This window comes from Bifidobacterium sp. ESL0798 (assembly GCF_029395415.1).
In the GTDB taxonomy this organism is placed as follows: domain Bacteria; phylum Actinomycetota; class Actinomycetes; order Actinomycetales; family Bifidobacteriaceae; genus Bifidobacterium.
Window position 1 is genome coordinate 1402980 of record NZ_CP113914.1, and the last position, 25241, is coordinate 1428220.

At 52.2% G+C, this 25241-nt stretch carries 17 protein-coding genes and 2 pseudogenes; 4 read left to right on the top strand and 15 right to left on the bottom strand.

Features of this window, described 5'->3' with window-relative positions; all coding sequences use genetic code 11:
* Window positions 1-45: 45 nt before the first annotated feature.
* A complete protein-coding gene (dut, locus tag OZX74_RS05905; protein ID WP_277156045.1) occupies window positions 46-525 on the bottom strand; it encodes a dUTP diphosphatase in 480 nt (159 codons plus the stop codon).
* Window positions 525-815, bottom strand: a complete 291-nt coding sequence (locus OZX74_RS05910; RefSeq protein WP_277156046.1) for a DUF4193 domain-containing protein — start codon at window positions 813-815, stop codon at window positions 525-527. Before OZX74_RS05910 ends, dut begins: the two co-directional genes overlap by 1 nt.
* Before the next feature lie 174 nt (window positions 816-989).
* Between OZX74_RS05910 and sepH the strand changes: the two genes are divergently transcribed.
* Window positions 990-2243, top strand: coding sequence for a septation protein SepH (gene sepH, locus OZX74_RS05915; protein WP_277156047.1), 1254 nt, complete (start codon window positions 990-992; stop codon window positions 2241-2243).
* Window positions 2244-2395: 152 nt separating this feature from the next.
* On the opposite strand, the gene OZX74_RS05920 is transcribed toward sepH, so the two are convergent.
* Complete coding sequence (locus OZX74_RS05920) at window positions 2396-3592, bottom strand: nucleotide pyrophosphatase/phosphodiesterase family protein (RefSeq protein ID WP_277156048.1); 1197 nt, start codon at window positions 3590-3592, stop codon at window positions 2396-2398.
* Window positions 3593-3703: 111 nt separating this feature from the next.
* Here OZX74_RS05920 and OZX74_RS05925 point away from each other — a divergent pair, with 111 nt between their 5' ends.
* Window positions 3704-6448, top strand: coding sequence for a DNA topoisomerase IV subunit A (locus OZX74_RS05925; protein WP_277156049.1), 2745 nt, complete (start codon window positions 3704-3706; stop codon window positions 6446-6448).
* 337 nt (window positions 6449-6785) lie between these two features.
* On the opposite strand, the gene OZX74_RS05930 is transcribed toward OZX74_RS05925, so the two are convergent.
* Both OZX74_RS05930 and OZX74_RS05935 read right to left on the bottom strand, forming a co-directional pair.
* Entirely contained in the window at window positions 6786-7754 is a 969-nt protein-coding gene (locus OZX74_RS05930) for an ABC transporter ATP-binding protein (protein WP_277156050.1), read from the bottom strand.
* 62 nt (window positions 7755-7816) lie between these two features.
* Window positions 7817-8428: a hypothetical protein gene (locus OZX74_RS05935; protein WP_277156051.1), complete on the bottom strand. Its 612-nt coding sequence runs from the start codon at window positions 8426-8428 to the stop codon at window positions 7817-7819.
* Window positions 8429-9051: 623 nt separating this feature from the next.
* Here OZX74_RS05935 and OZX74_RS05940 point away from each other — a divergent pair.
* Together OZX74_RS05940 and OZX74_RS05945 are read left to right on the top strand one after the other, a co-directional pair.
* On the top strand, window positions 9052-11820 hold the full coding sequence (locus OZX74_RS05940; RefSeq protein ID WP_277156052.1) for a thiopeptide-type bacteriocin biosynthesis protein: 2769 nt from the start codon (window positions 9052-9054) through the stop codon (window positions 11818-11820).
* Complete coding sequence (locus OZX74_RS05945; RefSeq protein ID WP_277156053.1) at window positions 11810-13009, top strand: lanthionine synthetase LanC family protein; 1200 nt, start codon at window positions 11810-11812, stop codon at window positions 13007-13009. Before OZX74_RS05940 ends, OZX74_RS05945 begins: the two co-directional genes overlap by 11 nt.
* A 345-nt stretch (window positions 13010-13354) precedes the next feature.
* On the opposite strand, the gene OZX74_RS05950 is transcribed toward OZX74_RS05945, so the two are convergent.
* From OZX74_RS05950 to OZX74_RS06000, 10 genes and pseudogenes are all read right to left on the bottom strand, one after another.
* Window positions 13355-13852: a NisI/SpaI family lantibiotic immunity lipoprotein gene (locus tag OZX74_RS05950; protein ID WP_277156054.1), complete on the bottom strand. Its 498-nt coding sequence runs from the start codon at window positions 13850-13852 to the stop codon at window positions 13355-13357.
* The gene (locus OZX74_RS05955; protein WP_277156055.1) at window positions 13849-14169 is read right to left on the bottom strand and encodes an ATP-binding protein; all 321 of its coding nucleotides are present in this window, start codon (window positions 14167-14169) and stop codon (window positions 13849-13851) included. The genes OZX74_RS05950 and OZX74_RS05955 overlap by 4 nt, the downstream gene beginning before the upstream one ends.
* Window positions 14166-15446, bottom strand: a complete 1281-nt coding sequence (locus tag OZX74_RS05960; protein ID WP_277156056.1) for a histidine kinase dimerization/phospho-acceptor domain-containing protein — start codon at window positions 15444-15446, stop codon at window positions 14166-14168. Before OZX74_RS05960 ends, OZX74_RS05955 begins: the two co-directional genes overlap by 4 nt.
* Before the next feature lies 1 nt (window position 15447).
* A complete protein-coding gene (locus OZX74_RS05965) occupies window positions 15448-16161 on the bottom strand; it encodes a response regulator transcription factor (protein WP_277156057.1) in 714 nt (237 codons plus the stop codon).
* Window positions 16158-16730: a hypothetical protein gene (locus OZX74_RS05970; protein WP_277156058.1), complete on the bottom strand. Its 573-nt coding sequence runs from the start codon at window positions 16728-16730 to the stop codon at window positions 16158-16160. Before OZX74_RS05970 ends, OZX74_RS05965 begins: the two co-directional genes overlap by 4 nt.
* Entirely contained in the window at window positions 16694-16984 is a 291-nt protein-coding gene (locus OZX74_RS05975; RefSeq protein ID WP_277156059.1) for a hypothetical protein, read from the bottom strand. The genes OZX74_RS05970 and OZX74_RS05975 overlap by 37 nt, the downstream gene beginning before the upstream one ends.
* Window positions 16981-17805 (bottom strand): ABC transporter permease, encoded by an 825-nt coding sequence (locus OZX74_RS05980; protein ID WP_277156060.1) that lies wholly within the window; start codon window positions 17803-17805, stop codon window positions 16981-16983. The genes OZX74_RS05975 and OZX74_RS05980 overlap by 4 nt, the downstream gene beginning before the upstream one ends.
* Window positions 17802-18502: pseudogene (locus OZX74_RS09130) on the bottom strand (lantibiotic protection ABC transporter ATP-binding protein). Before OZX74_RS09130 ends, OZX74_RS05980 begins: the two are co-directional and overlap by 4 nt.
* A gap of 1937 nt (window positions 18503-20439) precedes the next feature.
* A pseudogene (locus tag OZX74_RS05995) lies at window positions 20440-23949 on the bottom strand (DEAD/DEAH box helicase); the annotation flags it as partial.
* Between the two features lie 29 nt (window positions 23950-23978).
* A complete protein-coding gene (locus tag OZX74_RS06000; RefSeq protein WP_277156062.1) occupies window positions 23979-25226 on the bottom strand; it encodes an MFS transporter in 1248 nt (415 codons plus the stop codon).
* Window positions 25227-25241 lie beyond the last annotated feature (15 nt).

The following is a 25241-nucleotide window of genomic DNA, read 5'->3' on the forward strand; positions in this document are numbered from 1 at the left end:
CCTTTTCTCTGGCTACATTCTATCTGATTGCAGGACGGAGCGCCGCTATCTGCTCGCCATCCCGGTGGAGCCGAACCCGCGCTCGGCCCGATCGCTGCCGGGCAGTGTCGTCGCAGGTACGAATCGGGCTTCAACGTAACGTTGGATGACCAGCTGCGCGATGCGGTCGCCCGCATGCAGAACCACGGTGTGTTCCGGGTCGAGGTTGATCAGCGGCACCTTGATCTCGCCGCGGTACCCCGCATCGATGGTGCCGGGAGCGTTCAAAACCGTCACGCCCGACTTGATCGCCAACCCGGAGCGCGGATGGACGAGACCGACGTAGCCATTGGGAAGCGCGATCGAGACGCCCGTAGGCACCAAGGCGCGTTCGAACGGCTTGAGCTCGACGTCGCGCGTACAGGTCAGATCGGCACCGGCGTCGCCCGCATGGGCATACCGCAAGGCAGGCACATTCCCGTCGGCATCGGCCTTCAAGAGGACTTCGACGTTTTCCGGTTCGTTGTAGCTTTCGGCATAGGCCATCAGGCGGCACACTCCTTGCAGACCGGGCCATTGGCGCCCATATGGTCAAGCTGACTGCGATGCTTGACGAGGAAGCACTCCGAGCAGATGAACTCGTCACCCTGCATGGGGATGACGGTCACCGAGGAGTCCTCGTTGCTTAAGTCCGCACCGGGCAGCTCGTAGTCCTCGGCGATGGCGTTCTCGTCGTCGTCGATGTCCTCTGCGCTCTCCCTGCTGCTTTTGCTCAACGCCTGAAGGGATTCCTCGTCCTCGTCCTTGTTGCGGGGGGAATCATAATCCTGAGCCATCTCGCGTTCCTTTCTTTGGGTTCTCGGTAGCAATACCGATGGCGTTCATATCAAAATGTCTTTTACGGGCAAAAGGATACACGATTTAGCAAATTCGTAAAGTACGACACGAGGGACATAATGGAATAAAGTAAAATTCTTGTAGTTTTATTGTTGTAGGAAAGTGGTGCTCGCATGTCAATCAGTTCAGTTGCGGATGCTCGGTTCGACCATGTCGACGAGGACGGCGAGCTGGTGTTCGTATCGAAGGGATTGAAGTTCCGGATACCGGTGAACGATACACTGGAACGCGCCATTCTCGAGGCACGTCAGATTATGAGCGAAGCCGACGAGGTCAACAGCCCAGGACTGGCTCAAACCCTACCGATATCAAGCATTCAAGCACTCATCCGCGCCGGCGCGCAACCCGAAAAAGTGGCTGAGAAATACGGTCTGAGCCAGGCTTTGGTACGACGTTTTTCGGCTGCGGTCGAAACGGAAAAGCAATACGCCATCGAACAGTTCCTCGCGGTCTCGGCACCGAAAGGGAGCAGGGTCCACTCAATCGAAGACCTCATCGCACGCACGCTCGCGGCCGCTCGCATCGGAATGGAATCCGTCAAGTGGGGCGCGACACGCCGAGGAAGGGAACCTTGGCTCATTACGGCGACATTCAGCACCCAGCGCAATCGCATACGTGCCGAATGGGCATGGAACATGCACGACAACACGGTCGAATGCCAGAATGCGGCAGCTCAGATACTGCTAGGTGAGGGTGAATCGGCTCGGACCTCCGATGAATCCAATGACGCAATGGAGGAAACTCCGGCTCAAAACAGCGGTTCAGGGCAAGTACAGGAAAACACCGGGGAATCGTCTGCAAGCGTGGCGCAAACATCCCTGGGCGATGGCAATGATGCGATAGCCACTGCCGAATTCTCGACAAGTCAGGCCCTGCCCGGCGACTCCGTGCGTTCCGCGCGCATCGCCAGCACCGTAGCCTCGATGCAGGAGACGACGGAAAACGATGCATCCCCAACGACCGGTTCCCGGATCGCAACTGATTATGGCCATAGGGAACAGGAAAACACAGGAAGCGCCGGTTCGGTATCGTTGCCGTACCCCGCACCGACCGCCGATCCTCAGCCTTCTTCCATAAACCCCTCAACATCTGCTCCCATCGCAGACGAAACCGTGCCGGTCGACGCCCTGTCGTTGCCGTTACCTGATCGGACACCTACGGCGCAACCTGAAATGTTTACCCCGTTCAGCAACGATTCCGAGCAACAAGCAGCAAATAATGATGCCACCATCTCCCCCACCGACAATGCGCGGGAGGGCAACCGGGAGATGAGCGAGGGCAAAAATCAGGAAGACCGCAAGCACAACAAGCGCAAGTCCGGCCGCTCCGCTGTGCCGAGCTGGGATGAAATCCTGTTCGGAGAGTGATTTTCGCGAGTTCTTCTAAAGTCCGTAGCCTACGTTGGTCGTAAGTTACGGACTTTTTTATTCATACTCAAGCGTATTGCAAACTCTGTAGACACAGGGGCGCGCCCTTGTCAATCACTCAATCAAGTCCAATCAAACCAAACCGATTCAAATCAGGCCACATCGATCAGACAGGGAATCTCGCGTTCCAATCGCGTCAGCGAGCCATGCACGCCGAGCAACCCCATGGCGCCCTCGCTTTGCGTACGGGAATCGACGATGGTGACGTTGCCTTTGGCACAGACGATCACATCGCCGATCAACGGCCTGACACGCGCCTCGACATTGCCGTAAAGGCCACGTTCGATGGCCTCGTCGCGAGTGAAAATCTGCGCGATGTCGCCCAATTCCTCACGCCAACGTGCAGCCATGGCGCTGCAATCCACTTCCGGCTCGGCGTAGAGCATCATCATGCGTGGTTCTCCGGCGACCAACGCGACATCGCGCGTCAGATTTTCGCGATTCGCGATATCGACCTGCGCCGCCGGGTCGACCTGCACCATGCCGTGGTCGGCGACGACGACCATCAACGTGCCGGGTTTCAACCCACGTTTCAACGCCTGCAACTGCTCATCCGTATTTTCCAAGGCGGCAGCCCATTCTTCACCGAACGGGCCATGGTGATGACCGGTTTTGTCGACATCCTCCACATAGTAATACGTAAGCCCCGGCTTGGCAGCGGCTTTGATGGCGGCACGCACGCGCAATTCCTCATGACGGGAGCCCGCATACTCGCCACCGCGCAAAGCAGCTCTGGTAAGGCCGGAATGGGCGAATTTGGGCAGGCCCACACTCGTGACACGCACACCCGTCTCGGCAAGTCTCTCGAAAATCGTGGGCTGCCTCTGAAGCTCTTCGGGTTCAGGGGCACCGGCGAAACTGATGAGCTGTCCCAGCCCTCCTGTCTTTTCGTTGCGCTGGGTAAAGCCGGTCATGCCCGTCATCCCCGGGCAGGTACCGGTTCCGAAGGATCCCATAACGATGGGCGTTGTGCTGGGAATGCAGGTGACAATCGGTTTTGCATTGCGCTCCTGATTCATCAGACCGCGCAGATAGGGAGCATGACCGGCGCGCATGGCCAGATTCCAGAAACCCAGACCATCCACCAGAACGACGACCGCCGAATCGGCTTTCGGAAAGCCCAAAGCCAGCCTTGCGGCCTCCGGATCAGGATGCATCGGTGTCGGCATCGGGTGACCGATCGCGGCACTCAACGCAGGCAGAACCGCGGAGATATGGCGAGAGCTGCCATATGCATCGACTTGCCGGAATTCCAACAGTTCGCCCATCGGCTCGACTTCAACACTCATGCATCCATTCAATCACCGCGCGCCGAAAAGCCGCATATATGAGGCTCGCCGACGAGGGCAACCGATATGATGGGACGGATTGTTTTTTAGCAGATAGAGGTGCTTTTCAGTATGGCTCAACGTCGCAAAACGGCCAAACCATCCTATGACCCGCACACGGTCAAGGAGAACATCGTCGAAACACCACTCGACGATGAAATGAGCAAATCGTTCCTCGAGTATGCCTACTCGGTGATCTACGCGCGTGCACTGCCTGACGCGCGCGACGGCATGAAGCCGGTGCAGCGACGCATCATCTATCAGATGGGTCAGATGAATCTGACCCCCGACAAGCCATATATGAAGTCCGCACGCGCCGTCGGCGAGGTGATGGGCAAGCTGCACCCGCACGGCGATTCCTCCATCTACGAGGCCATGGTGCGCCTCGCCCAACCGTTCGCGATGCGTCTGCCGCTGGTGGACGGGCACGGCAATTTCGGTTCGCTTGACGACGGTCCTGCAGCCTCGCGTTACACCGAAGCCCGTTTGGCACCCGCAGCGCTAGGAATGAACGCGAACATCGACGAAGACACGGTCGACTTCTCCCCCAACTACGACAACAAATTGAAGGAACCGGACGTGCTGCCGGCCGCCATCCCGAACCTTCTGGTTAACGGCGCTTCCGGCATCGCGGTGGGCATGGCCACCAACATGGCCACCCACAACCTCGGCGAGGTGGTCGCGGCGGCGAAGTACCTGATGAAGCATCCCGACGCCACGCTTGAGCAGCTGATGGACTATGTGCCAGGGCCGGACTGGCCGGGCGGCGGCATCATCATCGGTCGAGACGGCATCCGCGAGGCCTATGAGAGCGGCCGAGGAACCCTGACCACGCGCTCCGCCACTCATATCGAAAACGTGACGGCCCGCAAAAAGGCCATCGTCGTCACCGAACTGCCGTTCATGGTCGGCCCCGAGCGCGTGCTCGAACGCATCTCGGAAGGTGTGAAGAACCACCACATCGAAGGCGTTTCCGGTGCCATCGACCTGACCGACAGGCACAACGGCACGCGTATCGTCATCGAGATCAAAACCGGGTTCGACCCCAACGCGGTACTCGCCCAACTGTTCAAGTACACGCCGTTGGAAGACAACTTCACCATGAACAACGTGGCGCTCGTCCACGGCCGGCCGCACACCATGGGCCTCAAAGAGATGCTCGAGGTGTGGGTGGAGCACCGACGCAACGTCATCCACCGTCGAAGCGAATATCGGCTGCGCAAGGCGCAGGAACGGCTGCATCTGGTCGAAGGCATGCTGCTGGCGATGGTCGACATCGACGAGGTCATCCAGGTCATCCGCACCTCCGAGAACGCCGACGCCGCCAAAACACGCTTGATGGCCGTCTTCGACCTTGACGAGATCCAAGCGCAATACATCCTTGACCTGCGGCTGCGCAGGCTCACCAAGATGAGCCGTATCGAGCTCGAGGCCGAACAGGATGATCTCAAAAAACAGATCGCGGGTCTCAATGAAATCCTTGCCTCGGGCGAACGCCTTGACGAGGTCATCGTTTCCGAAATGGACGAGGCCGTCGAGAAATGGGGCGATCCGCGCCGCACCGTATTGCTGGAACGTCACGAGGATGGCAGTCTGACGCCGGTGCGTTCCCTGGCTTCCTCAAGCTCCGCCGCCGACGGCGCCAACGCCAATCCGGATTCCTCTGCTCTGGCCGCCATCCGCGTGGAGAATACGGTATCCCAGGCAGCTGCGGATGTCGAAGCCGCGAAGAAAGCCAAGAAGGCCGGCAACGTAGAGGAAGCCACCGCCGCGTTGCGCCTCGACGATGAGCCCTGCGCCGTCATGTTGAGCGCCACCGGGCTGATCGCCCGCACGTCTTCGAGCGCCGTCGACCTTTGGCAGACTCGCGAGGCAAACGGACAACGCACACACGACGACCAGATCGTTTCGATCTTCGCCTCAACGACGCTTGCCAGCTACGGACTCGTTACCTCTGCGGGACGTTTGGTTCTGGCACATGTCGCGGACCTGCCGAACCTGCCGGCAAGTGAGAACCTCAGCGTTTCCGGCGGAGTGAACGCCGACGAACTGCTGGGCATGACCACCAGCACCGAGCCGGTTGCCGGCGAGCACGTCGTGGCGGCCATCGCCATGGGTGACGTCTCCGGCAAGACCGAATCCGGGAACGCAGATGCCGCAAAGGCATCCGACACCGACGCCGCCACTACCCCGCTGGCGATCGGCACGCGCAACGGCATCGTCAAGCGCTGGAACCGCGAATCGCCCAGTACCATGGATTCCTGGCCCGTCATCGATCTGAAGGACGCAGATGCGGTCGTATTCGCCGCGCCCGCCGCCGACGATGACCGTATCGTCTTCATTTCCTCCGATTCCTCACTGCTGACTTTCGAGGCCAAAGTGGTGCGTCCGCAAGGCCGTAGCGCAGGCGGTATGAACGGCATCAGACTGGCCGAAGGGCAGCATGTCGTCACCTTCAACGTCGTGCCGGCAGGCAAGATTGCCTGGACCTATGACGAGGGCGAAAACGGGCTGTATTCGGCCTCGGGGGCCGTTGTGCTCACCGTCGCCGGCGATGACGCGGCCCTGCCCGGCACCGAGACAGGAGCAGCCAAGGTGACCCCGCTGGAGATGTATCCGACCAAGGGACGTGGCACCGGAGGCGTCCGCTCGCAGCGCTTCCTCAAGGGCCAGAACACGCTGACCTGCGCCGCCATCGGCACCTATCCCCTCTACGCCAGCACGTCCGGCGGCGCTCCCGTCGAGCTGCCGAAGCCCGACATGCGTCGTGACGCCTCGGGTGTGGATCTGCCCGCGCCGATCGAGTTCGTAGCATAGGAACAAGACCAATTGTCTTATATGGTTCACATCCTATAACCCGAATTTGGCGCGTGACCACATGCTGGGTGCACGAACAGAAAGTTGGAGATGTTTCTGCTGTTGTTTCGTCCGTTTACCTGAACAGTCATATAGACATTTCCCCAAATATCAAAGATTCAGAGTTATAGGAACAGAGGTGTAATTGACGTTTCGAGTCCACCTCTGTGAAGGCATTCCTGCAATCTTGTTCTTTTCGGTGTATAAAGCTCTTCAAAAGCATCCCGATTGTGCTAACCCAATGCATATGCTGGTTCTGTAGGACCGTATTAACAAACCAATAAACAGGCTTTAAGAGTCATTCAAATACAGATTTATCACAGTCTTGACTAAGCATTTGGGCATAGCTAGGACAAGTCATGAGTAAATCATTGTGTCCTCCAGATGCAAGAATTTTCCCGTCTTGGAGAAAAATTATCCTATCAGCCTGCTTGATGGTCTCCAACCTATGTGTAATCACTAAACTCGTTGGGTGCCAAGACAAATCCTTAAGATGGGAGAACAGCGAAGCTTCGCTCTTTGCGTCTAAAGCTGCAGTAGGTTCATCCAACACAAGAACCGGAGAACACGCCAGAAGAGAACGTGCAAAAGCTACCTTCTGCCATTGTCCGACAGAGAGTTGACGGCCTTTCGGGAAGCGCCTACCCAACATCTGATCTTCACTACCAATTTCATCTAATAAACCTTGCGAACCAGCCTCTTTCAAAACATTTGCTATATCACCTTTACTAAGCCTTTTCTCAATGTCACCAAAGTTGATATTGTCTTTTAAAGTTCTTTCGTATTTCACAAAATCTTGGAATAGGACAGAAATTCCCTTTCGTAAACTCTCCGTATTGAATGTTGATATATCAATACCATCAACCGTTATATTACCTGAGTCTGGTTCGTACAGACGAAGCAACAGTTTTGCTATAGTTGTTTTACCAGAACCATTCGCACCCACCAAAGCCACTGTTTCACCAGGGAAAAGGGAAAAATTTATCTTGGATAAAACTGCTCTGTCTGTACCAGGATAACCAAAATTAACGTTTCGAAAGACAATCCCCTCTTTAATCTTATGTGGAAATTCAGCACTTCCATAGGTGATTTTCTTCTCTGGAAGATCTAAAAATTCAAAGATATTTGAAGTATAAAGAATACCTGTAACGAACGAAGACACGGAAGAGAGGAGAACAGAAATTGAAGTTTGTAAAGAACTGATTGCTTGTAAATAACCCGTAAGCTGACCGACTGCAGAGACTGTCATGGTCTGTTGCAAAGCCACGACCACCCCTACCCCATAGCAAAGGATCCCTAACAAATTAAGGCCTCCGCCAACAGCAAGACTTAGCCTAGAATAGTGCAAATCTTGTTTAAGGAACTCTTTGAGCAAAGCTGCATTTTTTTAGCAAAATAGCCCGAAAGGGAGAACGCCTTGATTTCTTTCACCGTTTTATCCGAACTCAACAAATACTGGAAATAAGATGCTTCCCGCATTTTCGTCGCACGCTGAAAATCAATTCGATAATAGTTCTTTGACAATATAAAAGTGGCCACAACGGAGGGAACAGGAGACACTAAGATGAGCAGAGCAACAATCCAGTTCCATTTCAACAGTATCGAAAGAACTCCTATAGATTCACCAATAGATTGGATAATGCTCAATGCAGTTGTAAAAGTCGAGATTATTCGACTAGCAGGCTGCTTATCTGCTCTCTGCATGATATCGTGGGTATTCGCATCTTCATATTGCTGCAAAGCCAAACGTGACGATTTATCAACAAGAGCCATTTTCAGATTACAATTAAGCTTATCCTCGAGCGCCTGATCGGCATATGACCTCAAACTGCCAAATACAACAGACAAAGCAGTAAGACCAACAAAACAAACAGCACTTACAATCGCCATATTAGCTGTCGCACCAGGTACTTCTGTTGCATAGTTGGTGGCCAGCTGCACAGTTTGCGTAATAAAAGAACGGAAAAAGTTGGTAAAACTATGCTGAGTATCGTAACAACCACACGGATAATAACCAGAAATCGATCACATTCAAATAAAATCCCGAAACATCTTCCGGCCATCTTCAATAATTCTTTATATCGGTGGTAATTTTGAGCAACCAACATCTCTATCTCCGTCTTATTTATTAATATTTTTACTTAGTATGCCATGAACTAACACTCAACAGATACCTTAAGTACTCTCTATGGAATACCTGTAATATCAATAAAAAGAAGAATTAACTCTAATAATTAATTAATAATTCTTAAAAGAATATTCACTTATTCTCAAAATTTCTCTACCTACAATAAACGTGTGGTGAATCACATCACAGGTCAGTGTTATCGACCTTTTGCAAACAATAAAGGAGGAATCCATGTCAGAGTTTGATTTGGATGCGCGTATTGAAAAGAGCAAACCAACTGTAACGCCTCTTGTTACATCTCACTCTCTTTGTACACCAGGCTGTCCATCTGGCGGCTTTGCGTGCTTCAGTACACAGTGCACCAACGGATGCCATTTTGGCTGATGAAATGAGCCATTAAACACGACTGGCACTTCGAACACTAGAAAGTTACACAATGAGTTCAAAAAGAAATAAACCTAATGAATATGAGCTAATCGGTAATCCTATTGTCCGGAGTGCCTCCGAACCTGTAGAAAACTATCCTAGCTGTTTATCTGATAGCAATGTCGAAGCACTACAACAGATTCTCTCTAGATGCTCTACCTCTTTCCTGGATTCTATAGAAATTGCCAGCAAAGATCTCTCCCGTTCAATCACCAACTTTTCGACCTACAATGTCAATAAGCAAAACAAGGTTTTACGTGGGTTACTAAAATATACAATACGATCCAGTTTCAGACCTACACCTTTCGGCGGGTTTGCTGAAATCGGTCGACTGACATCACATAATATTGATACTAATGAGAAGTTGATATTAACAAGAACAAATGACCGCTTCACTCTTCGATTAGCAAGCAACAGTAATCGACTAAAATTAAATCCCAGCATATACACCATTGACGGTAGATTATTCATACCAACACCGAGTCCAAACGGTGACTTATCAAGTGTCCGATTCACTACCCCTGTATCTGACGTCATAAGAATTTTAGGTAATGGCGAATTAACTATCGAACAAATCGTAAGCACTCTGGAACAATTATATCAGGTACCTAGTAATACGCTTCAAGACTTTATTACTGGACTTATCAATACAGGGGTATTATTACACGAACAAGTTACTCCTAAATTTGTTACTATTCCGAGAAAAGCATCAGCACAAATCAAGAATTATCAAAATTATCAACCTATTGTTAATTCATTTGCTGATTACAATGGGCAAATTCCTTCTTGGATCATACAGAATGCCGGAGAGGCCCTGACGGTTTTAGGAAATATGTTTGGAGAGGCCAGTAAAGCACCGGCTATCAGCGACTATGTCGCGAAATATGAGGAACGATTCGGAGCATTCAGAGAACCTCTTCCCTACGTCCTCGATCGGTATACAGGAATAGATGTACCTAATTTTGACAACAAAAATAGTTCAGATGCAGCAGTAAATAAAACTATCAGCACCACTAAGAAAATTCTCGCAGAAACAATACAACTTGCCTACACATCAGGGGACTACAGCATAGACTTAGCGCAAATAAAGCCAGAACTCAATTCGATCAATACTCACAACACTCAATTTGCTTCATCGTATGAGGCAATCCTGCATCTGGAAGTAGCCAAAAATCCTAATCGGTTTACTTTGGTATTAGATCCTATTGGGGCTATAATACATGCGGGTAGAGGCATCGCCAGATTTGTCCCATATGATCCAACGATTAAAAGTGTACACGAACAATTAGTTGAGTTTGATATCCATCATTCTCCAGCCACTCTGTGCGGATTGTCATATCGGTATTCATCATCAAAAGCGAACGCCGTAAATGGTGACGCCTCCGTATACCCGTTGCATCTAAATATGAATACTCCCGATAATCATCGTGAGTCGATTCATCTTGAAGATATATCAATTTTTGTACAGGGTGGCAAAATACATCTGTATGACGAGCGCGATCAGACACTAATCGAAATCAGAGATGCTGGCGCAGTCAACCCTGATTTAGGGAATTCTTGGGCTAAATTTCTCTCTTACCAGTCCAACTACGGCATTGCCACACCATTTTGGGATTGGATGGACTTCTCAGATTATTTCGTCCATCTACCGGAGATAAGATGGAAACAAGTGGTTCTTACCCGAGAACAATGGTTAATTAACAAACAGGTGTCCGACGCCCTTGGACTAAAGCGCTGGCTATCAGAAAACAAGATACCGCAATACGTACTTATCGGCACTGCAGACAATCAACTTTTGATCGATACACAAAATCCTCGGCACCAAGACTTATTACTCAGAGAAATCAAGGTGGGTTCAAGAAGAATTTTTCGATCGGCACAGCCGATGCAATATGGAATCTGCACTAATCAACAGAATGAACATTTTTCCACGGAGCTACAGCTGGCAATTACTTGTGACGCTTGGCAAAAATCCCAGAATTCACAGTACCAAGTACCTCCCAAAGGAGATTCTCTTGATTACACCGAACATTTCAATGGAATCGAGCCCTGGACTAATATAATTCTATATTGTTCTCCAGAAATTATCGAGAGAACGATTAGCTCACTAACTAAATTCTTGAATAATCGATTAGTGGACTTTTATTTCATTCGCTATAACGATAAAGGCTCATCTATCCGTCTACGGCTTAAAAATAATCCCAACTCAGAATTCCAAACACAACAGATGCCCTTAATCAACGAACTCACTGCGTCTCTTCTCGTTGACAGGCTCATCACTGATTTCTCGATTCAACCATGGCATCCTGAATATTCACGATACAGTGGACGGCAGGGGTTCATTTTGGCTTCAGAAATGTTCATAGAAGATACACGATGGATTTGGACAGACAGCAGCTGGACAAAAGAAATCCGTCAAAACCATGTGTATAGATTCGCCAATACAATCACTTCACAACTTTTTACCAATGAAATTGTCGAAATGATAGCAGTTGGATTCGAACAAGAATTTAGGGAGGAAAGAAACAAGATCCGTGCACAGGCTCGTATTTTAGAAGAAAAGATTATGGATGAAACCGACAAAAACTTTCTAATTGGATCCCATAACCTACAAAAACTTTATTTGCGGCATTTCCACCAGTTCAAAGATATATCTGCGATTCAATCCAGCTTACATATGCTTTTCAACCGTACAGGTTTCACCCGTAAGGATGAAGCTATATATTATCGTGCTTTGAGCAACCACCGCAAGCATGAGGAGTACCAGCATGACCAGTGAAATCAATAAAGAAATCTACATACAACTAATTGAAGATAGCATGCAAAAACAGCAAGATATGGAAGCTAGCAAGAACTATCATCCACTCAATATTGATTGCGGAGAAATAGCATATTGCCTTACTCTAGCTGTACTCGATCACCTTTATCCAGACGAAGGATGGGACTACCGAGCCGCGCCCTATATAAACAAAGTTATTCAGGCGTATCGTCAAAATCCCTTTGTTTATCCCGGTCTATTCTCCGGACAAGCATTAGTATGCTGGTGCCTTAGAAGCCTGGCACACAACGGGACAAGATATCAGACCGCCATTCACCAAGTTGACGAGAGACTTAGAAAATTAACCACAGAAATCATCTGTCAATTTGATGTACTGGATGTTGCACCATCTCAAATTTACGACATCATTAGCGGATTATCCGGAGCCCTATTCTACTGCTTACACTATATGAATGACGACGATCTGCTACAAGATACGGCAAAGACAATCTATACCTCCTTGTCACGACGATTTATGAAACTCGGTGTAGACGGCTTCGGAAGCTTGTCTGCTGCTGTCTCCCATCAACGCGAAACAGCAGCAGACAAAGTCACTGATTTGGGATTTGCTCATGGTCTATTAGGAGTCATTGGAATCTTGAATCTAGCAAATTCAAAGCTTGATATCAATGATCCAATTCTTAAATATAAGTGCGATACCGAACTATGTAGATTGTTGACGCGAGCAAAGTCCTGTGGGAATATTCTTCCCTACGCTTCTCCTCGAGAATCCTTGAAATCAAGCTTCAAAAACACTTCGATGTTTGACGATTCAGATGGTCGATATGCTTGGTGCTATGGTAACGGTGGACTGGCAGTTGTAAATAATCTTTTACCTGATTCTTCCTTTCAAAAGCCAATTTCAATATTAATTAACCAACCATTACAAGACAACTACAAATCTTTGACAGATAATGACTACATCTGCCATGGGTGGGCAGGTATTTATCTCTCTTGTCATCAGTTCCTTTCAGAGGACAATCTCAAGAAAGTGCAAGCACAAATTATCTGCAGAGCGCGGAGCAAAAAGCCTACGCAACAATATGGTTTCCTCGACGGGGAATTAGGCTTAGTCGCTACGGTATTGTGTATCCGGGAAAATAATATTCCTGATCCTCTATTCCCTTTCACCGGACTACCAAAAGCATGAGATGACACACCTCACTATTCCCTCATCGCTACCCTATTTCGCCATCTATTTGAATTGCTACCTACTTTGATGAGTCCTTACCCGATACGGTATTGATGGTACCGACTCTCACCAAAACATGATTTTGCTTTTTACTGTCACCGTCACCGAATTAATCGATTCCGTTCAATTCATCGGCGCTCAGTACATGTTTGGCGTTACTGTCGATAACCAGACTTTGATTGATGTCGAAGAGCTCTATCAATTTGACGTCCGTCAATTTTTTGTTCGGTAATATGATATTTGAATCCACCGTTACGAAGAACACTCGAGTCTAAGGCGTTAATAGACCATTGGTCGACTTCCTTACCGCTTTCCAGTGGTATCCAATAGCTTTGTCCCCGGGAAAAGCTTACTGGTAATCTCAGCCTCATGATTATGACCGTCGACCTCCACCAAAAGCCTAGACGACCCTGGCTGCTGAGTCACTTGATAGATATCCATAAACGAAATAACTCGATCAGCCCGTGTTTCCCGGACAAATTCCTTCACAGACTTCATATCATGAGTAATCTTGCGGGTCCGAATAAGCTTACCGTTGTGATCGTAGGCTGCCAAATGACGAATATAGGCCATACATTGTCCTTTGTTATCATTCGACTCGGTCGTGTCAAGAATGTTGTAGTGCTGGTTTTTATAGGTGAAACTCTTCCCATCTTGACCTAATTGAACTCTCTCTTTATCTTTTAAAGTGTTGTCGGTATATGAATCAATAATCCCGCATCCACCCATCAAGGTAGCTATGATAAAATCCACAAGAACAAGAGTCAGTCCTCGGGCAATGGTATTTACTTGCTTTTTCATGAGATCTTTCCTGACCTAATTGGTAACGAGATGGTCACTGACGCGCCGCCTTGGGATTGGTTTTCCAACGTAAGTTGCCCCTGATTACGCTCGATGATGGCTGCAGCTGCGGTAAGGCCCATCCCATGATGGGAGGAGTCGCTTCGGCTATGATCGCCTTGATATAGCCATTCCGTACCATGCCGCAGCGCTTCCTCGGAAAACCCTGGCCCGTCATCTCTAACGTTCAACAGCAGATCCTGTTTGCCATTGACGATGACAATCGTTATTGTGGAATGTTCCGGCGCATAAGAGACCGCGTTGCTTACGATGTTCATAAAGGCTCGGGTAACCTCTTGTCGGTTGATGAATACGTAAGCGGTGGAGGGGATACTCCTCGTTTCCGTGTCATCCTTATCAGAACCGGCAATGCCTGTCCCTGAATCAATGTCTTCAGAAAAACTGTCAACTCCGTGCTCAACAGTGCGAACCTGCAGATCTGCCAAAGCGATATATTGCTTGGCCTCCCCAAAAGTTGCCTGACGAACCGCCGTACAGGTACGAGTTCGGCTTTTTCGTCTCTATCCAGTGGCTTCACGTCCCGCCCTTGATCAAAAGTCTGTGTTTTACCCGCCTCCGCTTCATTGACGGTGATGTCGAGCACTTCCTGCACATAACCATCCACCCGCTGACTTGCTTGGATGATGGAAGCGGCATAGGACTGCTGCTCATCGTCCAATGAGGTCTCCTGAAGCAGCTCGGCATTGCCACGAATGATCGTCAACGGCGTCTTGATGTCATGGGTGAGAGCTGATATCTGCCTCTCCTGTGTCTGGCGAGCCTCCCGCTGCTTGGTCAGAGACCGGTTCAATGCATCACGCATATCACCGAAAGCACGCAGCAGGACGTTGACCTCACGCACATCGGTCTGTGCGATGACAAAATGAAGATCACCGTTCTGAACACATTTTGCCGCATCCTGCAAAGGCCGCAACCTTTTGGTGACGCTTCTACCGGCACGAATCGCGACACCGACAACCAACAATGTACATACTGCTATACCGATGACGGAAGACAGAATATCCGGATTTGGCAAATGATCGCGCCATTGTCTGCTGACGAACTGGGGATGGGTGTCATAAGCAAGCACACACCAATTGCCATCAGCAAGTCGGAATCCCCTGTAAAACAAAGTGCTGGCATCGCTTAGCCTACCATCCATCAGAGAGGTAAAGCCCTTGCCGGATTCATCTTGTTGCTTGAGCGGCGAGATTACCTTGCGGGCGCTCGACGTCATCTGTGGACTCATGTCCCCAGCAATGGGCTCACCCTGTTTCGTCATCGTCTGCCAATGATAGGCAGAGGGGATATCGTCATCATTGACCTCGCGCGCATGTTTCAGCGTGAGCGAATCCATGGTCGCATCGATATGATTATTTGCCCATGAAGAGGGCCAAATAACGACGAGATTGCTGAACAATATCGCATAGACCATGGCCAACCCGGCCAACCCGACCAAGATATACAGAAAGTATCGTATGATGAGCAGACTTATCGGCTGAACAAACCGTGTTGCCTTAACATTGTTTCGCGTCCATCCGCTGGAACCCGACATATCAGCACCCTATCCATTGATAGCCGCTAGAGCGTACCGTACGAATGGGATCAACACCCCATCGCTTAAACTTCGTTCTTATATTACTGATATGCACAGGAATCACTTGCGCACTATTATTATACAAATATGGGTCCAAATGTTCGATTCCCTCATACAGAAGCTCCTCAAGCGCCCGTTTGCTCACCACCATTGACCGATGTTGGACCAGATATTCGCAAATCTGGTATTCGGCACTGGTAAGCAATACCGTCTCTCCGGAATAGCTCAATGCCTCGGCGACGAAATCAAATCGATATGGGCCAACAATCAATACCCGATGGTGCTCGTGTCGATAGCGTCTGACATGAGCAGCTATCTTGGCCATCAACTCAGATTTGCCGAAGGGCTTTCGAATATAATCATCCGCTCCCAAACCATAGCCTTCCACCGCGTCCTGCTCGCTGGTCTTTGCGGTGAGAAAGAGAATTGGGCAGTCCACCCGATCGCGAATCTGTTGAACAAGTTCGAAGCCGTTGAGATGAGGCATCATCACGTCGATTACCATCAAATCGAAATTCTCCAAATCAAGGTTTTTGACTTTTCTGGAATCGTTGATGGTCGTAGAATAGTAGCCTTCCTTGCCCAACATCACAGAGAGCATAGAGGTGATAGTCGGCTCATCGTCAACCACCAATATTTCGGTATGTGGAGAACCGTCTACATGCTCATTCATATGCTTCGTCCTCTTCGATCTTCAAAGCGATTGATCCAAATCAGCAAGAGTGCGGCAAACAAAACAGTTACCACGATGCATGCACACAGGTTAGCATATAAAGCCGCACCAAGTTGTTGCCTGACCACTTGCCCCATATGATATTGACCGGATATCCCATATTCAACGGCAAGACTGGCGAATCTGGTAGGCCAGGTGAAAGGCACCCACGCCATGACCGCACTGGATTGTCCCGCCGTCAGTTTTCCGGCAACCAAGCCATGTGCCACTCCTCCGACGGACATGACGGCAACGAGGGTGCCCAAGGCGCCGATTCCGATGGCAAGGCTGCGCCCGCCTATTAGAGCCAGCCCCAAAGCAATCAGGTAGCTACTGAGCGAACCAAGCAAAAGACCAAAAACGGCGAATATCCAGACTTGCACCGGCAGATGATTTCGTCCAGTGGCCAAAAGTATCAGCGCAAACAGCCCCACAGCCAGAGCAAGTGCCAGCAGCCCCCACAGCACGAGCATGATGAGTTTCGCTGCCAATGCTATCCGGCGTGAAGGCAGCTGCAGAAGATTAGCCATTCCCCGGCGTCCTGTTCGGCTTCTACCGCCAGACCACATACCAACCCCACCATGAGCGGAAGGGCGGCACCAAGAACCTGCATGAAAGCATCCGCGCCATAACTGGTATTCCACGAGGCAACCGCAAAATATGCCCCGCAAAGCACTCCTGCCGTGACACCTGCCCCTACATGAATCCAGACCAGCATGGATCGTTTCATTTTCAACGATTCCGCATGTATCGCCCTGAGCAGGCTCATCTTTCCTCGGCTCATTTCGCCTCCCTGCGACTAAACCATCCAGCAGTTAAAGCGATAAGCACGGCTGTGATGAGTAGCGCCATTAATAAGGCCAGCCAATTGAACAAGCCGAACGAGTTGAGTGGATCGCCGGCAGTGCTAGGACTACCGTCTGGAAGCACACCAATCAGTGGGGCGATGACACGCATAATTCCGCAAGGAGGAACAAGCCACCAGACAGATATTCCACCGGCCAAAACGGAGCCTGCTAATTCAATGAGAAAAGGAATAGCAATGCCGGCGAGATTTCCCAAAGACGTGGTCAACCATAAACTGACAGGAACCATCCAAGAAAGCATCACACTACTACAGAAGACCGTTGCCAGCCCCTGAAGAAGTTTTGGAACCTGTAACCCAAAAGCCGAGCCAAAGACCGTAGTAAGCACCCAGACCACCAAATTGGACAGAACCAGTAACATGACAACTCGGCAGCATTTTGCCAACCAAATCCGCGCAGGATTTATCGGAAGAGCCAATATCGTGCGCAGACGTTGTTTGCGATCAAGATTGGCTGTCGTGCTGCAAACAAGGACGAGCATGATGGGGCACAGCAGGAACACCCAATAATTCCATGCATAGGTCGCTATGAGCGCTTTCGGAGTCGAAACGGCCATAAGCAAACCCAGAAACGTGAGCGGCAACGGCATGATTAGGGTGAGTTTAAGACAAGGGGAACGTCGGCTTTTGAGGTTTTCCGATTTCAAGATTCTGGTAAACGGCAACCGGCTCGGGCTCATCGCATCCTGCGCTTGTATTACATCGATGCGGTAGTTTGATTGACGTTGAAGATTGTTCATCGACTCGTCTCCCTGCAGACATCCATAAAGAGCTTTTCAAGATTGATATTCTTATCCAATCGGTCTTCATAGGCCAGCCGACCATTGGCAATGATACCGATGCAATCGGCCACCTGAGCGATTTCCGAGAGAATATGGCTTGAAATAATGACCGTAATTCCCTGACGCGGCAACATTCGGATAAGCCCTCGCAACTCCTCGATGATGCCATGGGATCCAAACCGTTGGTGGGTTCGTCGAGAATCAGCAGCCCCGGATTGGCTAGCAGAGCACAGGCGATGCCAAGCCGCTGCTTCATCCCCATGGAGAACTGGCCAGACCGTTTACCACCTGTATCAGGCAAACCGACGATCGCAAGGACTTCCGCGATGCGAGTCTCAGGCAACCCCAGTAGAAGAGTCCTCACTCGCAGATTCTCTCGAGCGGTGAGGTTCGGATATAGGGGTGGTTCCTCAATGAGCGCTCCGATATGGTACAAATCATGCCGTGACCAAGGATGGCCATCAATGAGAATTTCCCCTCCACTCGGATGCAGCATGCCAGTCATCATCTTCAGCGTGGTCGATTTGCCTGCGCCGTTTGGCCCCAACAGACCGTAGACTTCACCCTCATTGACATGAAGATTTACTTCATTCACAGCCATCTGCGAGCCGAACCGTTTGCTCAATCCCGCGGTCTGCAATTTCAGTCGAGACATTGTTCCCTCCTTTTAGCGAAAATACCGTTCTTTTACCAGGTCAATTTCAGTCTAAAAGGCGAAAATAAAGAAGTATTAAGATGGGCAAGGTCTAGCTATCAAGACTTTGACTATCGATACAGCTTCATTCCCTGCGGGGAGGGCGTGAAACCGGCTGTGCGTAGTAGCTGCGTGTAGTGATTCAGGGCGGTCAGAGGTTCGCCGTTGACATCGCGGAAGGTGACGCTGCCTCGTCTATTGCCCGACCACCGGCTTGACACATACTGCGAGCGCAAGGCATCGGCCAGTTGTGTGATGGCACGCTGCAATTGGAAATCGGTAGCCTTGAAACACAGCAGATGATGACTGGACGGGATGGCGTAAAGCACAGGCTTGCCTTCGATGAAAACGATCATGGAACCGACCTTGCGTATGGGCTGGACTGGCTTCCCATGCTTGCACTTGGCCCCGACGCTGGTACCGGCGGGAAGAACATCATCTGACGGAACCGATGACTTGCTTGAATCGCGTTTCCCCTCATCTTCCGGTGAGTCTCTCATCGCTTCAGCGGCATCAACGTCGACAGATTGGACAGCAGGAGAATCATTCTTCTGATTGGTTTTGGCACTACTGTTTTTGGCGATACCGGCCGAATCGTCGGACGCGTTTAACGACGGCCATGCGACTGCGCCACCGACAAGACTGGCCGGGTCGGCAGCATCCAATGCCACCGCAAGCGAGGCATCCTGCGTACGCCACTGACGCAACTGGTCAATGGTGGTACGTTCGGCGAACTGGACCGCTGAAAAGCCACGAACGAACATGCCCCTGACCAACGTCCCTGTGGCTTCCATCTGCTTAAGAACCGGATAGATATCCGAGAAACTCAAGTTCGTCGGATCCATGTCCATCAGCGGCGGCGCGATGATGCCATAGCGGTCGATAAGCGTTTCAACCTGTGCGATGGCACGCTGTTCCGGTCGCACGTCTTGAAGCTTCGGCACCGCCGACCACAGGCCGGCCAATGTCCCCGACAATTGCGGCCGACGTTCGACCCGCGCGCGACCATACAGGCGGTGGCGGCTCAGCGACGGTCTTGCATAGGAACGACTGGCAGTCCGTGCGCTATTCCCGTTTTGCAGCAGGGCGCGAACCGGTGTGAACGACGAATTGGTCACCTTGCCCCGCCACACCAACGACCAAAGCTCGCGTTCAAAAGCTGAATCGCCAAGTGAAGACGCACGAACCTCGCCGGTCAACGGGTCCATGACTTCTTGCTGCTTTTGACCATCGTTGGCACGCCACCGCTCCTCAAGCTGCTCGCCGCGATAGGAACCACCGAGAGAGAGCAACGACATCATGCCGTCATCAGATGGACCATCCTCCGCCTTCGTAAACGAATCGAGGTGAACGGAATGATTGCCGGATTGAGCATCATCCTCAGAAATCTTCGAATATCGAGTTTCTGGCAGTTGACTTCTGCTCTCCTGTCCATCATCGGTTCTCGTTGCCATCCGCTGTGCAGTTGCCTGCGAACCAGACTGCTCAGAAACTGAACCAGGGTCTCCGCTACCAGCGAGCAATGGTGAATCCGAAAGATAGAACGCTATTTTGCCCGGTTTCAAAGAAGTGTTGAGATTTTCGTTATCCGTGCTGACATCTTTGGAGCCAACCCAAACCACCTCACCGGCCGAAAGCAGCTCGTCCAGCATGGATGGAGTGAAGTTCGGCACCCTGGCTGGGAACACCGACGATTCCCACATCGCTGCGGGCAGCGACATACCTTCCAGCTGCTCGATAACGCGCAACAGGCCGTCCGCTCCGGCAAACCGCGGCCATGCTGTTTGAGAACTTTCCGAAGAATCTTCGATTGGTTCATCTTCTGCCGAATCATCGTCTCCGATAAAACGACGGCCATCAGGCAAGTTATGCCGGAAAGCTGTATTGCTCGCTTTCACACCAATCCCCTGTCGCACCAGCAGCCACGATTGATAAGTCGCCTGACCTACAGGCTTGAGAGACTCGCGCGTCAATGTCTGCGAGCGCGAGCGGATACGACGGAAGACTTCACGATGCAGATATTGTGGACTCGGCATGTCGTTGACAAACGTTCCGACCATCAGCACACCGCGAGCCTTGAGATCATCGAGCTCATGGACAGTCGTAGCCGCATCCAAACCGAGTTCCTTGACGGCCTGATCGGCGGTGAACGGCCCATGCGTTTTGGCAAAACGCACCATTCGGCCGGCCACGTCATCAGGCTCGAGCTCGTTCCAGAACTGCCGATGACTCAGTTCCTCTTCGACCTGTGCGATAGCCTTCGGATCGAGCGCATCGGCGATATGCCCGCTACCCAGCAGCTCCTCCAAGACATCTGGATCCATCGCAAGAAGAGAGGCGCGACGTTCGGCTTGTGGCGAATCGTACTCGTACATCACCGATCCCACGAAACCGAACAGCAGGTTCTGCGCGAACGGTGACGGGCTTTGGGTCTCGACGTCACGGATTTCGATCTTGCCATCATCGATATCGGTCATCAGCTTCTTCAAAGCAGGCAAATCGTAGACATCCTGCAGGCATTCGCGAGCAGTCTCGAGAACCAGCGGGAAATTGTGCTGCGTCTTGGCCGCGGCCAAGAGCTCCGAGGCACGCAGACGCTGCTGCCACAACGGCACGCGCTTACCTGGGTTCATCCTCGGCATGTAAAGCGAACGAGCGGCGCATTCGCGGAATCTGGTGGCGAAGAGCACCGAGTCACCGATCTCCTCCTCCACGTCTCGCAGCAACTCGTCGGCGTCGAACTGGAAGAGCTCTGCGGCTCCCACATGGCTGTCCTGCTCGGGCAGACGCACCACGATGCCGTCATCGGTGGCATAGGTCTGTCCGTCGAAGCCGTATTGGTGCTTGAGCCGATTGGTGATGGCGAGCGCCCACGGCTCGTGCACACGACGGCCATATGGCGAGTGCAGGATGACACGCCAGTCGCCTTCCTCATCCTGACAACGCTCGACGACCAGGGTCTTGTCGCTCGGCAATGCACCGGTAGCGGCCTTCTGTTCGGCGAGCAGACGGGCAAGATTGGCTCTGCCGTTATCGTCCAAACCATTGCAACGCAAGCGTTGCTCAGTGGCGGCATCGAAATGAGGCTCGGCGTTGTCATTATCAGATTGCGATGATTGCAAAGGCGAAACTGAAACTGAGGCCGATGCCGGTATCAGCCCGTTGCCAATCTCGCGGACGAACGCGCCCAGCAACGCTCCAAAACCGGCGTCGCGTCCTGGCCCCTCCCCGTGCCAGAACGGCAGTCGCGCGGTACGTCCGGGAGCCGGGGTGACCACGACACGGTCATTGGTGATCTCGTCGATCTGCCAGGTTGAGGTGCCAAGCGTAATGACATCGCCCACACGGGATTCGTAGACCATCTCCTCGTCGAGCTCCCCCACCTTCTTGCGCCCCGAGCCGGCGTCGGCCTCAGGCAAAACGACAGTGTAGGTGCCGCGGTCGGGAATGGTGCCGCCGCTGGTGACGGCAAGACGCTGGGAACCGGGGCGAGCGGAGATGATACCCTGTTCGGCATTGAGCTGCAGAGGAGGTCTGAAAGCCGAGAATTCCTCGGAGTTGTAAGCACCGGTGAGCATGCCGATGACCGCATCGAACATATCACGCGAGAGCGTGGCGAACGGGGCGGTTCGCCGAACGGCAGCGTACCAATCGTTGGTGTTCAGATCGTCCATCGCCGCCGCGGCAACCGTCTGCTGGGCCAGGATATCCAGCGGATTATGGCGTACGGCCAAGGGCTCGATCTCGCTTTGCCTCATGCCCTCAACGGTGGCCGTGGAAGTAATCAACTCCTGACGGGTCAGCGGGTAGAACAACGCGTGAGAGACACCGCCGACACGATGGTCAGCCCTGCCGACGCGTTGCAGACCGGAGGAAACGGACAGCGGCGGCGCGACTTGGATGACCATGTCGACCGAGCCCATGTCGATGCCGAGCTCGAGGCTGCTGGTGGCGACCACGCAGCGCAGACGGCCGTGCTTCAGATCGTCCTCGATGATCTTGCGCCGTTCCTTGGAAACGGAACCGTGGTGTGCCATGGCGATGGTCTCGGTTTTCGGATGAGAACCGACCAAAGACGTGGAGGAGCCGATGACGGAATCGTAATGTTTGCCGTCGCCGTACGAATGATTGTCGACTTCGATTCCGCATTCGGTTTGTGCGTACAAATCATTGATATGTGCCGTCAGCCGTTCGGCCAACCCACGGGAATTGACGAACACCAACGTGCTGTGATGGCTCAGAACCTCGTCCAAAATGCTGCGTTCGACAGCCGGCCAGATGGAATGTGAGGCGGAAGCAGTTGGCGAGGAATAGTCGCCGTGCCTGGCCAAGGAATTCGAATGATTCAATGCATCGCCAGCATTCGAATGACGGTCGATAGAATTTTCACGGGTTTCAGCCAATGCGCGCATGGCGGGGTTGACACCGCTGATATGGCGAGGACCAGCATCTCCCCCACTTGCAGTGCCTATCGCAGGCTTTCTTGTTTCTCCGTTGACTCCGCCGACATGGAATCCACCCTCATTGTCGGATGATGTGCCCAACGCGCCCATATCCGCGACGGGCTCGACGATTTTCAAATCCATGTGCACCGGATCGGTGGCGTCGACAATCGTTACCTGCTGATCGCCACCCAAGAAAAACGCGGCTTCCTTCGGCGGATTGACCGTGGCCGAAAGCCCGATACGTTGCACTTTCCGACCCGTCAGCAAATCAAGACGTTCCAGGCTCAATGCCAAGTGTGCCCCGCGTTTGGTGGCAGCGAGCGCATGTACCTCATCAATGATGACGGTTTCAACGCTTTTGAGGATGTGACGAGCTTTAGACGTCAACAACAGATACAGTGATTCAGGTGTGGTAATCAAGATATCCGGCGGATGCGTGGCGATGCGGCGGCGTTCCTTGGCCGTCGTGTCCCCCGAACGAATCGCGACGTCGATGTCAGGCGGTTTCGCATCTTCCGAAGCACATTCTGCAGCTATGCCTTCCAGCGGAACCTTCAAATTGCGTTCGACGTCGGCTCCCAGCGCCTTCAACGGTGAAATATAAAGTACTTTGACACCCGGTTTGCCGGACTTGCCTTGCTTGGACTTTGCCCCCGGTTTGTGAGGTTCACCAGTCCCATCAGCACGACTCGATTGCCCAGCAGACTTACCTAACCTTTTGGATTCAGCCGCCGATTCATCATCTTGTAATAATTGCTCACCAATCAGCCCGTCGATGGCGGAAAGGAACGCCGCCAAGGTCTTGCCGGAGCCGGTGGGCGCGACCACCAGGACGTTTTCGCGGTCCTTGATATGCGACCACGCCTCTTGCTGGGCATGCGTGGGAGCGGAAAACGCATGTCTGAACCACGCCCTGGTGGGCGGTGAAAACAGATCCAGACATTCGTACATATGTTCGATTATCGCAACGCCTCAGGACGTCTGGATCCGAGTCAGGAAATCTTGACAGGCACCTTACGCCGCAGTATTTCGTGCATCAGTACCATCAGCACGAGCAGAACCAGCATGTACCACGGGTACAACGCTATCGAGATGTGCTGGGCGATCAGGCCGAACACGGGAGGCATCACCAGCGAGCCGGTGTAGGCGCACGCCATCTGCACCCCTACGATCGCCTGCGAGCGCTCGGTGCCAAAATACGAAGGCGTGGAGTGGATGACGCACGGATAGATCGGCGCGCAACCCAATCCGACCAGCACCAGACCTGCGATGGTGGCGACATTCCCCGGCAACGGCAGCAACATGACAATCAGCCCCAAGCCAAGAACCACCTGTCCGATGCGAATCATCGTGGGATCGTCGAATCTTATGGTCATGAACCCGCTCAACGCACGTCCTGCAGTGATGCCGAGATAGAACAGGCTTGCCAGAGACGCGGCGGTGACCTTGCCGATGCGGTCGTGACCGACCATGTAGCTTGAAGCCCAGAGCCCTGCAGTGGTCTCGATGGCGCAGTAGCAGAAGAACATGACGAGGATCTCTTTGGCCCCGCGGATGGCAAGCACCCCACGTACACCCAACGGTTTGACGGGTTTGCTCTCTGCTGCGCTTTCGGTTTCAGAGACGTTCTCAACCTTGTTCGCAGGCGCATCGACCTCGCGGCCTTCACGGCTTGTTGCCGACACAACGTCGTCGCGGCTTTTCCACAACGGCAGGGAGAACACAATGATCACGGTCAGCGCAATCTGAATGATCGAGATATAACGATAGCCCCACGGCCAGCCCTGACCATTGGAGAGCGCGAACCCCATGATGTAGGGACCGACGGAGGCTCCGATGCCCCACATGCAGTGCAGCCAGCTCATGTGCCGGCTCGCATAGTGGATGGCGACATAGTTGTTGAGCGCCGCATCGACCCCGCCGGCACCGAGGCCGTAGGGAATCGCGATCAACGCAAGCACCCAGTAGTTGGGTGCGACCGAAAAGCCGAAGAGAGCCACGGCGGTGAGTCCCACGGAGACGGCGGTGAGCTTGCCAGTGCCGAATCGTAGTGTCAGACGGTCGGAAAGCAGCGCCGAAACGATGGTACCGGCCGAAATGATCATGGAGATGCCGCCGACCCAGGAAAGCGGCACACCCATCGTCGGACGCATGCTCGGCCAGGCGGCACCCAGCAGGGAATCCGGCAGACCCAGCGAAATGAACGCCAGATAGATGACGGCCAACAACAGATTGGTCACGATAACTCCTTTGGG

Coding starts and splice junctions, on each gene's coding strand:
- dut (WP_277156045.1), bottom strand. CDS start 525: ATGGCCTATGCCGAAAGCTACAACGAACCGGAAAACGTCGAAGTCCTC.
- sepH (WP_277156047.1), top strand. CDS start 990: ATGTCAATCAGTTCAGTTGCGGATGCTCGGTTCGACCATGTCGACGAG.
- OZX74_RS05920 (WP_277156048.1), bottom strand. CDS start 3,592: ATGAGTGTTGAAGTCGAGCCGATGGGCGAACTGTTGGAATTCCGGCAA.
- OZX74_RS05940 (WP_277156052.1), top strand. CDS start 9,052: ATGAGTTCAAAAAGAAATAAACCTAATGAATATGAGCTAATCGGTAAT.
- OZX74_RS05960 (WP_277156056.1), bottom strand. CDS start 15,446: ATGTCGGGTTCCAGCGGATGGACGCGAAACAATGTTAAGGCAACACGG.
- OZX74_RS05910 (WP_277156046.1), bottom strand. CDS start 815: ATGGCTCAGGATTATGATTCCCCCCGCAACAAGGACGAGGACGAGGAA.
- OZX74_RS05970 (WP_277156058.1), bottom strand. CDS start 16,730: ATGGCTAATCTTCTGCAGCTGCCTTCACGCCGGATAGCATTGGCAGCG.
- OZX74_RS05945 (WP_277156053.1), top strand. CDS start 11,810: ATGACCAGTGAAATCAATAAAGAAATCTACATACAACTAATTGAAGAT.
- OZX74_RS05955 (WP_277156055.1), bottom strand. CDS start 14,169: ATGAACATCGTAAGCAACGCGGTCTCTTATGCGCCGGAACATTCCACA.
- OZX74_RS05980 (WP_277156060.1), bottom strand. CDS start 17,805: ATGAACAATCTTCAACGTCAATCAAACTACCGCATCGATGTAATACAA.
- OZX74_RS05965 (WP_277156057.1), bottom strand. CDS start 16,161: ATGAATGAGCATGTAGACGGTTCTCCACATACCGAAATATTGGTGGTT.
- OZX74_RS05975 (WP_277156059.1), bottom strand. CDS start 16,984: ATGAGCCGAGGAAAGATGAGCCTGCTCAGGGCGATACATGCGGAATCG.
- OZX74_RS05950 (WP_277156054.1), bottom strand. CDS start 13,852: ATGAAAAAGCAAGTAAATACCATTGCCCGAGGACTGACTCTTGTTCTT.
- OZX74_RS05925 (WP_277156049.1), top strand. CDS start 3,704: ATGGCTCAACGTCGCAAAACGGCCAAACCATCCTATGACCCGCACACG.